Origin of the sequence: Streptococcus sp. F0441 (genome assembly GCF_000314775.2) — a bacterium.
In the GTDB taxonomy this organism is placed as follows: Bacteria; Bacillota; Bacilli; order Lactobacillales; family Streptococcaceae; genus Streptococcus.
Genome location: NZ_KB373321.1, coordinates 1,535,531 through 1,549,220 on the forward strand (window position 1 = coordinate 1,535,531; position 13,690 = coordinate 1,549,220).

Consider the following 13,690-nt stretch of genomic DNA (forward strand, 5'->3'; position numbering starts at 1 on the left):
TTTCTTTAGTATTCTACGTCGTTTCCGAGGATCTTGAATTGAGCAAAGCTGACAATGGCAATCATCACTGCTAAGAAGACACCGATGGTATTTGCATAGCCGTATTCTGTCAATTGGAAGGCTTTTTCGTAAAGGTAGTACATCAAGGTACTTGTTGAGTAGTTTGGACCACCAGAAGTCAAGAGCTGAATCAAAGCGAAACATTGGAATGAGTTGATAGTCGTAATAATCGCGATGTAAAGAGTTGTTGGAAGAAGGCTAGGCCATTTGATCTTCCAGAACACTTGGAACTCAGTCGCACCGTCAACACGCGCTGCTTCAACTAGTGAGTTATCAATATTTCCCATGGCAGCGATATAAAGGATAATCGGTTGACCAACAGATGTTGTCAAAAGGATAATCATAATCGCTAGCAAAGCCCAGTTTTTATCACCCAGCCAAGAAATATTTTGGCTGATGATATGGCTTGACTTAAGAACAAAGTTCAAAATCCCTGATAGAGGGTCATAAATCCATTTCCATACAACCGTTACGGCAACACTACCTGTTACAACCGGTAGGAAGAAGACGAAACGATAGAAAGATCGAGCAATAGCATTTTGATGATAGGTTTGAGATGCTACAAAGAGCGAGAAGAGTACAACAATTGGTACTGAACCGATAACCAGGATAACGGTATTGATCAAAGACTTGGTAAAGACAGGATCTTTAAACATACGAATGTAGTTGTCCAAGCCTACAAACTCAAATTTCGTCATGGAGTAGTTAAAGAAACTTGTAATGAATCCCATAATCATAGGAGCCAAGACAAAGATGACAAAGAAGAATAATACTGGTGCTAAGAAAGCATAGGAAATCACTGTTTCCCGCATACGAATTTTATTGACTTTCACAGTCGGCACCTCTCTTTCAAATAAAATATTTTTTGATTTTCTTAAACTGTTTTAAAATCAAAATGAAATTTTTTAAGATTCGCTTATGTAAGAACTTCATTTTAATTTCGTGACAGTTCCTTACATTTCAAACAAAAGTCCCCCTTTTCTTACACCGTAGTGCACAGGGAAAAGGGGGAATCAATCTGACTTAGTGCTTATTGTTTTGTAGCTTTTTTGATGGTTTCGTTAGCTTTTTCAGTGAAGGCTTTCAAAGCATCTGCTGGTTTTTCGTCACCATTTGATACAGATTGCAACATTGGGAACCAAAGTGTTCTCATTTCAGCAAATCCGTTGATTGTGTTGTAGTATGGTGAGTAGTATTTAGTCCAGCTGCTGATTGTTTCCATACGTTTGTCATCATAAAGTTTGCCAAATGATGTACGAACTGGGAAGGCACCTGTACGAACAACGTCTTTAGGACCCCATTCTTTGTCATCTGCGATGAATTGAACAAATTTCTTAGCAGCTGCGACTTTCTTGTCGTCTTTGTTGTTGAATACTGCAAATCCGTTTACAAGGTATTCAAGAGATGGTTTACCAGAGTCTGATGGGAATGGTACTTCTACCACGTCTACCTTACTTGCTTCCAAGAGTTTAGCTTGGATACCGTTTTGAGCTGGTGCCCAAAGGATTGTATATGAAGTTTGACCGTTCGCAAAGTTTTGGATATCTGCTCCACCGTCAAATTGTGAACCATTGTTCAACAAACCGTCCTTGATCCAGCTAGCCGCTTTTTCAAGACCTTTGACAAATTTAGGATCGTCGGTTGTATATTTGGTTACGTCTTTGTCTGTTACAGAACCGCCATAAAGGTTTGCAATGAAGGCACGTGTTCCTTGGTCTCCCCCTTGACCAGAACTGAACAATGAACCTGGTGTATAGCCTTTATCTTTAAGCGCTTTCAAAACTTTTTCAAAGTCATCAGTTGTCCAACCTTCTTTTACAAGGTTTGCAACTCCAGCATCTTCCAACATTTTCTTGTTCATAGCCATGTAGAATGGAGCTGAACTGATTGGATACATGTAAGCTTTATCTCCAGCCTTACTTGCTTGTACGATGTTTTCGTTGTTGACATCTTTGACGAATTCGTCTGTGAAGAGGTCGTTCAACTCAGCCAATTTACCATTTTTACCGTATTGGATGATACGTCCTGGTGCGTCAAAGAGTACGTCTGGCGCTGTTCCTGCTTCGATAGCAGTTGTGATCTTTTCAGGACCTGACTTGAAGTCAATGGTTTCCAATTTTACTTTTACATCTGGATTTGCTTTTTCAAAAGCTTCGATGATTGATTTTTCATAAGTTCCAACACCGTCACCCGTTTTTTCTTGTGTGAAGACTGGGAATGCCCACCAAGTGATTTCTGTTTTTCCGCTATCGCTACCAGAATTTGCAGCATCTTTACTTCCACCAGAGTTACCACAAGCAGCAAGGCCAAGAATCGCAGCACCCGCAAGTACTGTACAAGCTAGTTTTCTAAATTTCATCTGTATTCTCCTAATTTATAAGCGTATCCATATTGGATAATGAGTAAGTTTATATTTGTATACGTTTTCATTTTGTTCGACGCATCGACCACTCTCCTCTGTTTTGAGATTGTGTTATTTAAGACCGGCAACAAAGCGTTCCGTAATCTCTTTTGGTCTAGTAATAGCTCCACCAACAACGATACCTCGCACCCCATATTCAAGGATTTGCTTAGCTTGTTCTGGTGTATGAATTTTCCCTTCAGCGATGACATCCACGCCTGCTTCACACAGTTTTTTGATCAGTTCAAAGTCTGGACCATCTACTTTGGGACTATAAGAGGTGTAGCCTGATAGGGTTGTTCCAACAAAATCAATCCCTGCTTCAACTGCTGCGATTCCCTCTTCAAACGTACTGGTATCAGCCATTAAGAGTTGATGCGGATATTTTTCTTTGACTTGTCGGATAAAGTCTTGGATTTCCAAACCATCGTAACGTTCACGTTTGGTACAATCCAGAGCAATGACCTCAATATCTAGTTCAGCCAGTTCATCAACTTCTCTCATCGTAGCTGTAATGAAGGGCTCCTGTGGCGGATAGTCACGTTTGATGATTCCGATAATTGGGAGTTTCGTAACCTCCTTGATCTCCTTGATATCGCGAACACTGTTTGCTCGGATACCGACTGCTCCACCTTGCTCAGCCGCTTTGACTAGCAAGGGAATGACTCCTCCCGCTTCTGTGTAAAGCGGTTCGTGAGGAAGTGCCTGGCAAGAGACAATGATTCCATCTTTGATTTGTTCAATCAAGGCTTCTTTGCTGATCTGTGGCATCCTCTTTCCTCCCTTTCTTGTTCTTATGGGCTTATTATATATTATTTGTTAAGCGCTTTCAATAACTTGTGGTAGAATAGATTTCAGTTTCAAAACTATTTTATAGAACAGACTATCCTGAAAGTAGTTTCAGACATCTTATGATTTCGAATCAACCTGAATGTCATCAAAAAAGATAGCAGGCTGAAAAACCTGCTATCTCTTCTGAGACTTACTCAAATAGCTTTTCTTATTATTCTTTTCTCCTCTTGCCTAATGCAAACAAGGATAAAAGCATACCTGAAAGACCAAGGGACATCAGTGAGCTTGTTTCCTTGCTTCCTGTATTTGGAAGTTCATCTTGTTTAGCTGCTGGAGCTTGATAGGTCACATCTTGTCCTAGAGATAGTTTATTGTCTGCAGCTGCCAATACTAGATTAGTTTCTCCCTTGTACTCTGACACTTCATGGACTGCTGCCTCAGCGCCATTGACTCCACCTTTATACTCTGGCAGGTCATTTGAAGCTGCCAAGACAAAGTTAGCACCTCCTCTATATTCAGGAAGCTCGTTTGAGGCTGCTTGAACTGCATTCACTCCTCCTTTAAACTCAGGAATCTCATGGACTGCTGCCTCAACTGCATTGACACCACCTGTGAATTCTGGTTTTTCTACCGTTGGAGCCGGTTCTTCACCTACCGTTGCCAATGGACCGGTGTATTCTGGTACCTCTGCTACAGCCGCTTCTTCTGCATTTACACCACCTGTGAATTCCGGTTTTTCTACTGTTGGAGCTGGTTCTTCACCTGCTGTTGCTAATGATCCTGTGTATTCTGGTGTCTCTGCCACAGCAGCTTCTTCTGCATTTACACCTCCCGTGAACTCTGGAACTTCATGGATAGCAGCTTCACTGCCATTAATACCATCGCTTAGTTTAGAGCCAGCTAAAGAAACTGGTAAATTATGCATGCTTTCAATTGCACCCTCTGCAAGACCTGTAATTCTTTGACCCATATCCTCTGGATCTATTGTGAATAGGAGAGTTTTTGTATCGTACTGGGTCATAAAGGTTGCTGTCTTGCCATTTGCCAATTGAAGGGTCGGAGCCTTGTTGACCAATACTTCCGAATCGAACTCCATGGCAATAATACCTGGCCATTTTTGGATAGCATATTTTACTTTTGCTTCTTTAGGAGAAATTCTTTCCTTAGTCAAGAAATCCCAGTTGAATTTCTTGAAGGAAAGTGTGTATGGAACACCTCCAGGAGCATGGTGTTCATATAAAAGTCCAAACTCATCTGGTCCGATTTGTTGAAGTGAGTTATAAGCATACTCACCTTCTTGAATCAAATGGTGGTGCAACCAAGTTAACTGGCCATCTTCTTCAACACGAGCCACTCGAATATAACCATTTTTACGACCTGGACCGTTCGCATTTGCCAAGAGAATATACTCTTTACCATTTTGAACCGTGTGAGTCGCAGCCATTTGAACATAAACGTCTGGCACGTCGTAACGTTCAACGTTATTGTCCCAAGTTAGACCACCATCATGACTGGTTGCAACCTGTAGATCTTCTGTCAATCCTCGCATAAAGAGTTTAAGATCTCCATTGTTTAACTGAACAACAGAAGCTTCCGTATTTTGAGCATAATAATTGCTCATGGTGCTTGAATCGACTACTGTACCATCATAAAGTGTACGATTGTCGTTGACACCACCACCCATATGCCAAGTCTTACCATGGTCGTCCGAGTAGATGATTCGAGATGATTGAGAACCATTGAGGTGGTTAGCCCGGTTGGTCGTATAGACAGGAACGACGATTCGACCTTTATGTGGTCCAGTACGAAGGGTAATTCCCACTCCAGGACCTACTCCTAGGAATTTCATCCAATCGGCTTTGACCATCGGAGTGATATCTTGAGGCGCTGACCAGGACTTCCCGTCATCATCACTGTAGGACATCCATAGATAACTATCCTTCGCAATTCTAAATGGAGAAGTTTTGTTTGTTGTGAAGTAGATATTGCCTAGTAGCTGATCACCCTTGTATAGATCACCCTTGTCGCTATAGGCTGGTTTAACAGGATCTACAACAACGCGGTAGTCTGTTGCCTTGCCATCTGGAGTGTAAACTGTACCATTTTCTCGAATAGTATAAGCTTCCTGTTCACCTTCTCGATAGAGGAGTTGATAGGTTTTACCATTGATTTCTTTGTAGGCTTCTTCTTTTTGCGAAGACATTCCAAAGATTCCTTTTCCTTCTGGGAACATGTCATAAATGGCAAAAATGCGTTTGGTTTCAGGATCTTGAGTCAGGGTCATATCGATATTCACTGGTGAACCGATTGATGGATCAGAAGCCTTTGGATTGTCACGTAGGTTGGTAATAGTTACTCGATCTCCCCATGTATTCCCATGATCTTCACTACGTCTGATGACCATGCCGATATCACCCCAGTCACTCGAATGGAGACGGCGTTCATCTGCACCAGCGATTAAAGTTCCTTTATCTGTCTTGAGAAGAGCTGGGATACGATAACTCTTGATGCCATCTTTATTTGGTTGATTGTTCCTACCACCTTCAAATACGTCTTCTTTCTCAGAGATTTTCGCACCTTCTGGAAGTTTCTGTTCCAATTCACCTCTTTCAAATAATTGACTCCGTGTTTGAACTTCATCTGGGCTTAAAGCACGATCATAAACAGTTAGGTTTCGGACTTGTAGATTTGAGGACCAAACTGTTTTCTTGCCCCGTTTGGTTGATCCAAGTTGAGCTTGATTAACATCTGGCATATCTTTGATGAAGTTCCCAGATTTTAGACTTGTTCGAGATAAGACACCGTTCACATAGAGACGAACTCGACCATGAGGTAACTCCGCTGTCGGTTGTTCGACAGTAAAGGTCACGGAATTCCATTGTCCTGGGCGAACTTTCAAAGGAGCATCTGTATACTTATCATAGAACTGTTCCCCGTTAGCGCCACGCCCTTCAATAAGAGCTGTATTATCAAGGACAGACATAGTAAAGTACTCATTTTCCTTGGTGTCACTGGATACAGAGAAGAGATTGTAAAAGCGTGGAGCTGATGCATCTGGTTTGAACTCCATGTGAACTGTAGCATTTTGAAGTTTCTTTAGTTTATCTAGTTCACTTGATAAATCAACTCTCTGACCATTTGTTGCATTGGTTTCAACATCTTCTTTTTCAAGGACAGGATTAGCATTTTTTAAATCTCTTGAGTAATAGTCACGAGGAATAGCACCCTGATCCTCTGATTCCTCTTCCTTATTTGCTTCTTCTGCAGGGGTTTCGGTAGAGGATGGGGTTTCTGACTCTGCACTCTCATTTTTTTTCAAGTGATTTTGGTCCACCTCAACGCCGTTGTCTTGTGCTGCTGCCAATTTACCAGCCAAATCCTTATCCAAATGAGCAAGATCTCCCGAGGACACTTCTTTTGGCAATTCTGATAAACCTTGACCAGGTTCGACAGTTTCTGTATTGGCCCCTGCTGCATTGGCTTGCTCTTGAGCTAAGACTGGATTTGCTCCAAATACTACTGTACCAATCACTACAGATGCCGCCCCAACTGCAAATTTTCGAATTCCGTATCGCTGTTTCCAATCTAAAGATTTGTAATTCATGTTTGTCCTTTCATTTTTCATAAAATAAAGCGCTTTCTTTTTCTTTGAAAATTTTTATTGTCTCTCAAGAGACAAGTTTTACAAGAAAGTATCCAACTTAATGAGAGCTCCCAATCCTCTCCCATTTTCTGCTGAGCCCAAGTTTTTAATCACCCAGCAGCCTTTTTCCTCCTTTCACAAGTGACTTTTCCTTTATTATACAATAAAGTCTTATATTTATATCTATGTTCCCACAGAATAGATTTTACTTTTAAGGATATTTTAATATTTTAAATTTTCTAAAAGTACTTTCAGGCTTTGGACATAAAAAAGAGAGCTTCTGGGCTCTCTCATTCATTATCTTACGTACTTAAAAGGAATCTCACTGCCACAGAGCCAGTTGTAGACTTGGTCATTGACAAAAACATTCATGGCTTCGTGAGCATACTCAGGCATGATGCGATAGGCCTTGTCGCAGGTCAGACGGTTGTAAATCGCAAACTGGGTAATAGGATAGCAAACATCGTCATCCAAGCCTGTAATCATCTTGACCTCACCTTTGATACGATGGGCAAGATTTTTCACATCGATATAGGCAAGGGTCGCCATGATTTCCTCCTCTGTTTCATGGAAGGGATCGTGAAACTTGAAGTAACGGAAAAGTTCGTCATAGGCTTCACTGGTATTGCCAATCTCAAGCACTCGTCTAAAGTCTGACAAGAAAGGATAGACGGCAACTGTTCGCTGAATTCGAGGATTGAGCGCTGCTGCGACCAGAGCTAAAGCTCCTCCTTGTGAAGCGCCATAGCTAGAAAGTCGCTTCTCATCCACCTGAGGCAGACTAGCAACAATTTCAACCAACTGGTAAATATCCAGATAGACATCCTTATAAAAGAGATGATCCCGACCTTCCACAGCACCACGGATGATATGCCCCTTAACGGTATTCCCTAGAGGAGAACGCAAGCCGTCTTGCGAGTAACCTGACTGGCCCCGCACATCCATGGAAACAACACCGTAACCAGCCACAGTATAGGCCAGCATATCAGTCCAGTCCCAGCCACGTCCCATATAACCATGAAAATGGAAGATTAGGGGAACTTTACCCTCACTCTTTGGAAGAACGACGCGTGCGTAGACCTTACCTTCATTGCTTCCTTCAAAAGTTAGCTCATAACACTTGACTTGAGGAATGTGGAAATCTCTTTCCTCCAACTGGTAGGCTGGAAGAGATGAAACTTTTTTGACCTCTTCATCCCAGAAAGCATCAAAGTCTTCTGGAATCTCATCCCGTCCTAGATAGGTCTTGATTTCTTCTAACAAAGCTGGATTTTTCATAGCATGCTCCTTTTGATTTGTAATCGCTATCATAACTCTAGCATATCTGGGAAAGCAATGCAAGAAAGAATGGTAAACAGAAAGTGATTTTAGATTCTCCTCCCTCAAACTGATCGTCTGAAAGTAGTTTTAAAATCTTAAACTTCTAATCTTCCGTTTTACATATGATCCTTCACAGCAACTGCTACCATTTTGGCTTTGGCACGGACTTTAGTAGCCACTGTCATCTCCATAGCAATAATTGCTTTTCTTTCCCCTAATTCCTCCAGAGTAGAAGTAACCACAATTTCATCTTCAATTGGACTAGGACTAAGGTAATCAATCTCCAAGCGAGCTGTAATAAAACGTCCTATCACAGTTGATTCCGTCAGTTCCAACCCTTTTTGATGATGGGCAAACCAAGCTGCTGAGGCCGTGCCATGGCAATCAAAAATAGTCGCTATCATTCCTCCAAAGACATTTGATGGAACTCCACCAGTATAAGCATTTTCAAGCTTTATCCGACTAATACAACTCTTTCCATCTATACTTGGATAGGTTTTTAAATGTAAGCCTAAATCATTCTTGGGACCACATCCCCAACAATGCTGAAATCGTTCTCCATACCTATCTTGGATAGCAATCGTTCTTGTTTCTAACATTCTTTTCACTCCTCTTTACTCAGATGGGGCAATTATATCAAGCTTCAGTCAAAGAGTAAATAGGCTTGGAGACTAATATCTTTTTATCACTCGACTAAGTTTGATTTATAGTCGACTATTTTATAAAAATAAAAAGAGCGTTTCCGCTCTTTGGTTATCAATAGGTGCTAGCTCCTTTCTCTAGTTTGAAAGTCTGATATTTCTTTTGGTAGGTTACTTTAATAGTCATGTGAGAGTCCTCGTTTCTTTTTGATGACTCTAGTATAAGACCCAAACCTAAAAGCTAGCTTATAGATTTCTTAGAAAAGGCTTAATCCAGATGTTCTCTCTTTTCTAAGTGGAGAGCAATCATGCGCCACTCCGGATCCTCTTTCCAACCTTCTATCGAACTAATGTAGCTGGCAACCTTCCTGGCTTCTTCCAAAATCGGAAAATCTTCGATAATATCCGCCACTTGAAACTCTGGAAGTCCTGACTGTCTGGTTCCAAAAATCTCTCCAGAACCACGCATTTTCAAATCTTCCTCCGCAAGGACAAATCCATTGGTCGTTTCTGTCATGATACGCATGCGATCTTTCCCAGAATCCGTCTTGGGATTAGCCACGAGAACAGCATAGGACTGCTTTTCCCCCCGACCAACACGGCCTCTGAGCTGGTGAAGCTGACTGAGACCGAACCGGTCGGCATCCATGATAATCATGACGGTCGCATTGGGAACATTAACCCCAACCTCAATAACCGTTGTCGAAACCAGAATATCCGTTTTTCGCTCTTTGAAATCCTGCATGATCTGGTCTTTTTCGTCACTCTTCATCTTACCATGTAGAAGAGCTACTTCAGCCTTGCCGGCAAAATGAGCTGTAAACTCCTCTGATAAGGCAATGGCATTTTTCAAATCCAGAGCTTCAGATTCTTCAATCAAGGGAGAGATGACGTAGGCTTGAGAACCTTTTTGAATTTCCCCCTCTAACCAAGTCAAGACCTGAGACAGTTGCTCATGTTTGATCCAGCGAGTCACAATGGGCTTCCGACCTGCTGGCATCTGGTCAATAATGGAAACATCCATATCGCCAAAGGCTGTGATAGCCAGTGTTCGTGGAATGGGCGTCGCCGTCATCATGAGAACGTCAGGATTGTCCCCTTTTTCCCGTAAAATACGCCTTTGGCCCACACCAAAACGGTGCTGCTCATCGATGATAATCAAGCCAAGGCGAGCATAATCCACCCCATCTTGTATCAGAGCATGAGTTCCGATAATAAAGTCAGCCTCACCCTTGGCAATGGTCTCTAAAACTTCTCTTTTTTCTACAGCTTTTAAGGAACCTGTCAAGAGAGCCAGTTTCAAGTCTGGAAAAAGGTTCTGTAAACTCTCAAAGTGTTGCTCTGCTAGGATTTCTGTCGGTACCATGAGAGCAGCCTGGTAGCCAGACGTCACCGCCGCAAACATGGCCAGGCCAGCAACCACTGTTTTTCCGCTCCCCACATCTCCTTGCAGGAGACGATTCATGTGATGGTCGGACTTCATATCAGTTAAAATTTCCTGCAAACTCTTTTCTTGAGCTTGGGTCAGGGCAAAAGGCAGACTTTCTTTAACGGCTGTCACTTTTTCCTGGGACCAATTCAGAACCAGACCACTTCCCTGAACTCTATTTTCAGACTTGAGTGACTGCAACTGCATTTGAAAATAAAAGAGTTCTTCAAACTTGATCCGGCGAAGGGCCTGCTTGTATTCTGCTAAATCCTTAGGAAAATGCATAGCGCGGACGGCCTGACAACGGGACATGAGTTTGTATTTATCCAGCAAAGGCTGGGGAAGATTTTCCTCTATCAAGAGGTCCAACCCCTGATCAAAGGCTGTCTTAATGACCTTAACCAGCCCTGCCTGACTGATTCCCTGAGCCAGACGATAAACAGGTTGGAGGTCTTCTTCCACCTGAGCTAGAACCTTCATACCTGTCAGACTGGCCTTAGCACGGTCCCATTTCCCAAAAACGGCAAGCGTTGCTCCCAACTCTATCTTATCAGCCAGATAAGGCTGGTTAAAGAAATTAACCGCAAAAACGACTTCTCCCTGCTTGAGACTAAAACGCAGGCGATTACGCTTAAAACCATAATACTGGACACTAGCAGGAGTTACTACCTGACCAGAAAGAACAGCCTTTTCACCATCTTCCAGCTCTAGGACCTGCTTGGTCTTGAAATCTTCATAACGGAAAGGAAAGTAGAGCAAGAGGTCTTGCAAGTTTTCAATTCCTAGTTTGGCGTATTTCTCTGCTGACTTTGGCCCCACACCAGGCAAGACATGCAAGGGTTGATGTAGGTTCATGCTCCACTCCTTTCTTTTTAATAATATTCTCTCGGAATGCGGTCACTGAGGAGACAAACCACCTCATAGTTAATGGTTCCACGGTAGGTCGCTACCTGAGTTGCTGTGATTTCCTGGTCACCATTGCTACCGATCAGGGTTACTTTTGTTCCGAGCGGATAAATCTTAGGCAGACGAATGGTGATTTGGTCCATAGATACTCGTCCGACAATTGGGCAAGCTTGTCCATCTACCAAGACAGAGAAATTCTGCATGTCTCGTGTCCAACCATCCGCATAGCCGATTGGCACGGTCGCGATGACTTGCTCGCTATCCGCCTGATAGGTGGCTCCATAGCCCATGCAAGCTCCAGCTGGAACTGTCTTGACATGAACCAGAGCAGATTCCAAGGTCAAGGCTGGAGTCAAGTCGTAAGGCAAGTTCAGAACCTCTCCACTTGGATTGAGACCATACATGGAATCTCCCATACGAACTGCATTGAAAATAGTCTCTGCATGCCAGAGGGTCGTTGCCGAGTTGCTGGCATGAACCAGCTCTGGAACTTCCTTCATACTTGCCAAAATAGCTTTAAAGCATTCTAACTGCTGATTAAAGTAGGTATCTGATTCCTCATCTGCAGTCGCAAAGTGGGTAAAAATTCCTTCAACGCGAGCACCATGTTGCTTGAGCAAGTCTTGAACCAAATCAGCTTCACTGGCATCTCTAAAACCAATTCGTCCCATTCCTGAATCAATCTTGAGATGGACAGTCAAGTCAGTTAAATCTGCTTCCTTGTCTAACAGCGCTTGAATCCACTCCAACCCTGCCACTGTCAAGGTGATGTCGTATTCTTTAGCTAGGGAAACAGCTTCTAGCTCAGAAACTCCTAAGATGAGGATTTTCTTGTTTATACCTGCTTGACGCAACTCGATAGCTTCATCGATATTGGAAACGCAAAATCCATCAACAATATCCTGGATCGCCGTTGCAACAGCTACCGCCCCATGTCCATAAGCATTAGCCTTGACTACTGCAAATTTGAGCGTACCATTAGGGATATGACTTCCCATTTGTTGTATATTTTGTCGAATAGCTCCCAAACGAATCAGAGCCTTGGTCGGTCTATGTGGACTAGCTTTCATGATTTTCCTCCAAAATGACACTGGCTGTCACAAACTGATCTGTATGGCTGATCGACAGCCAAATCTTTCCTAAAAATGGTGACTGACTAAAATAGGGAGCCCCTCTTTCATTGTTCAAAACTTCCAAATCCTGAAAGGTCAGTTTGCCAATTCCTGTCCCCATAGCCTTGGAAAAAGCTTCCTTAGCCGACCAGCGACCAGCCAAATATTCGATTTGTCTGCGCCCTTTGAGACTGGTAAATCGCTCCATTTCCTTAGTTGTCAGCACGCGCTTGGCAAAGCCCTCACGTCGTGTAACTGCACTTTCTATCGAAGCCAATTCTTCGATGTCAATTCCGTGTCCAACTATCATACTCATAAAAGGAGCTGAGATTCCCCCAACTCCATCCTTTTCACTTATTTTGTTAAGGTAGTATAAATTTCTTCTACCAAGGCTACTGTATTTTCCCATCCTAGACAAGGGTCGGTAATGGAGCAACCAAAGACCTCTGGTTGATTTTGGCGACCGTCTGCTAGGTAAGATTCGATCATAAAGCCTCGAACCGTCTTTTTAATCTTTTCATTCCAGTCACGATTCAGCAAGGCCTGACGAACAATGCGAATTTGTTCCATATACTGCTTGCCTGAATTGTCATGATTGGTATCGATGATAATGAAGGGATTTTCAAGTCCCATAGTCTCATAGCGATTGATGGCATTTAAGAGTGTTTCATAGTAGAAATTGGGTTCATTTTTACCATATTCGTTCATGGCACCACGAAGGATAACGTGGGCCAAGGGATTTCCTGAAGTTTCCACTTCTTGGCCATGGTAAAGGAAGGTTTGCTTGTTTTGAGCCGCATAGATGGCATTAAACATGACCCCAAGGTTCCCAGATGTTGGATTTTTCATCCCAACTGGAGCATCAATACCAGACGCTACAAAGCGGTGTTCTTGGTCTTCCACTGAACGAGCCCCTACAGCATGGTAGCTGACCAGGTCATCAACCAAAACGAGATTTGACGGATAAAGCATCTCATCAGCTGTTGTCAATCCCGTTTCGGTAATCACTCGATAGTGTAGCTGACGAACAGCCTGCAAACCATTGATGAGACTAGGCGCTTCGCTGGTATTTGGTTGATGAATCATGCCTTTATAGCCATCTCCATTAGTACGAGGTTTGGCCGTATAGACACGCATCACGATAAAGATTTTATCCGCAACTTTTTTCTGCAAGTCTGCTAAGCGACGAGCATATTCGAGTACTGCTTCTTCATTGTCTGAAGAACAAGGCCCCATCACCAAAAGGATTCGGTCGTCCTCACCCGAGATGATGGCTGCCAGCTCTCTATCGCGGGCTTCTTTCTTTCGCAAGGCTTCAGGTGACAACTGGGTCGCAGCCTTGATTGCTTCAATATCAATTTCTTGACCTTTTTCGATAAATGCCAT

General features: G+C 42.8%; 10 protein-coding genes. All 10 read right to left on the minus strand.

The window, feature by feature from the left end; genetic code table 11:
* Window positions 1-5: 5 nt before the first annotated feature.
* The 10 genes from HMPREF9188_RS07420 to HMPREF9188_RS07465 all read right to left on the minus strand — a co-directional run bounded on the left by HMPREF9188_RS07420 (window position 6) and on the right by HMPREF9188_RS07465 (window position 13,690).
* Window positions 6-872, minus strand: coding sequence for a carbohydrate ABC transporter permease (locus HMPREF9188_RS07420; RefSeq protein ID WP_162279145.1), 867 nt, complete (start codon window positions 870-872; stop codon window positions 6-8).
* A gap of 218 nt (window positions 873-1,090) precedes the next feature.
* Complete coding sequence (locus HMPREF9188_RS07425; RefSeq protein WP_009730446.1) at window positions 1,091-2,419, minus strand: ABC transporter substrate-binding protein; 1,329 nt, start codon at window positions 2,417-2,419, stop codon at window positions 1,091-1,093.
* A 114-nt stretch (window positions 2,420-2,533) separates the two neighbouring features.
* Window positions 2,534-3,232, minus strand: coding sequence for an N-acetylmannosamine-6-phosphate 2-epimerase (locus HMPREF9188_RS07430; protein WP_001135658.1), 699 nt, complete (start codon window positions 3,230-3,232; stop codon window positions 2,534-2,536).
* 232 nt (window positions 3,233-3,464) lie between these two features.
* Entirely contained in the window at window positions 3,465-6,857 is a 3,393-nt protein-coding gene (locus HMPREF9188_RS07435) for an SIALI-17 repeat-containing surface protein (protein WP_009730447.1), read from the minus strand.
* Between the two features lie 336 nt (window positions 6,858-7,193).
* Window positions 7,194-8,174 (minus strand): acetylxylan esterase, encoded by a 981-nt coding sequence (locus tag HMPREF9188_RS07440; protein WP_009730448.1) that lies wholly within the window; start codon window positions 8,172-8,174, stop codon window positions 7,194-7,196.
* Window positions 8,175-8,332: 158 nt separating this feature from the next.
* Window positions 8,333-8,815, minus strand: a complete 483-nt coding sequence (locus tag HMPREF9188_RS07445) for an acyl-CoA thioesterase (RefSeq protein WP_000894824.1) — start codon at window positions 8,813-8,815, stop codon at window positions 8,333-8,335.
* Between the two features lie 310 nt (window positions 8,816-9,125).
* On the minus strand, window positions 9,126-11,141 hold the full coding sequence (recG, locus tag HMPREF9188_RS07450) for an ATP-dependent DNA helicase RecG (RefSeq protein ID WP_009730449.1): 2,016 nt from the start codon (window positions 11,139-11,141) through the stop codon (window positions 9,126-9,128).
* A 17-nt stretch (window positions 11,142-11,158) separates the two neighbouring features.
* Window positions 11,159-12,262 (minus strand): alanine racemase, encoded by a 1,104-nt coding sequence (gene alr / locus HMPREF9188_RS07455; protein WP_000648097.1) that lies wholly within the window; start codon window positions 12,260-12,262, stop codon window positions 11,159-11,161.
* Window positions 12,252-12,614, minus strand: a complete 363-nt coding sequence (acpS, locus tag HMPREF9188_RS07460; RefSeq protein WP_025168498.1) for a holo-ACP synthase — start codon at window positions 12,612-12,614, stop codon at window positions 12,252-12,254. The genes alr and acpS overlap by 11 nt, the downstream gene beginning before the upstream one ends.
* A 44-nt stretch (window positions 12,615-12,658) precedes the next feature.
* The gene (locus HMPREF9188_RS07465; RefSeq protein WP_000864028.1) at window positions 12,659-13,690 is read right to left on the minus strand and encodes a 3-deoxy-7-phosphoheptulonate synthase; all 1,032 of its coding nucleotides are present in this window, start codon (window positions 13,688-13,690) and stop codon (window positions 12,659-12,661) included.

Bases quoted from the DNA above. Each gene is read 5' to 3' on its own strand.
- HMPREF9188_RS07420 (WP_162279145.1), bottom strand. From the start codon at position 872: ATGCGGGAAACAGTGATTTCCTATGCTTTCTTAGCACCAGTATTATTC.
- HMPREF9188_RS07425 (WP_009730446.1), bottom strand. From the start codon at position 2,419: ATGAAATTTAGAAAACTAGCTTGTACAGTACTTGCGGGTGCTGCGATT.
- HMPREF9188_RS07430 (WP_001135658.1), bottom strand. From the start codon at position 3,232: ATGCCACAGATCAGCAAAGAAGCCTTGATTGAACAAATCAAAGATGGA.
- HMPREF9188_RS07435 (WP_009730447.1), bottom strand. From the start codon at position 6,857: ATGAATTACAAATCTTTAGATTGGAAACAGCGATACGGAATTCGAAAA.
- HMPREF9188_RS07440 (WP_009730448.1), bottom strand. From the start codon at position 8,174: ATGAAAAATCCAGCTTTGTTAGAAGAAATCAAGACCTATCTAGGACGG.
- HMPREF9188_RS07445 (WP_000894824.1), bottom strand. From the start codon at position 8,815: ATGTTAGAAACAAGAACGATTGCTATCCAAGATAGGTATGGAGAACGA.
- recG (WP_009730449.1), bottom strand. From the start codon at position 11,141: ATGAACCTACATCAACCCTTGCATGTCTTGCCTGGTGTGGGGCCAAAG.
- alr (WP_000648097.1), bottom strand. From the start codon at position 12,262: ATGAAAGCTAGTCCACATAGACCGACCAAGGCTCTGATTCGTTTGGGA.
- acpS (WP_025168498.1), bottom strand. From the start codon at position 12,614: ATGATAGTTGGACACGGAATTGACATCGAAGAATTGGCTTCGATAGAA.
- HMPREF9188_RS07465 (WP_000864028.1), bottom strand. From the start codon at position 13,690: ATGGCATTTATCGAAAAAGGTCAAGAAATTGATATTGAAGCAATCAAG.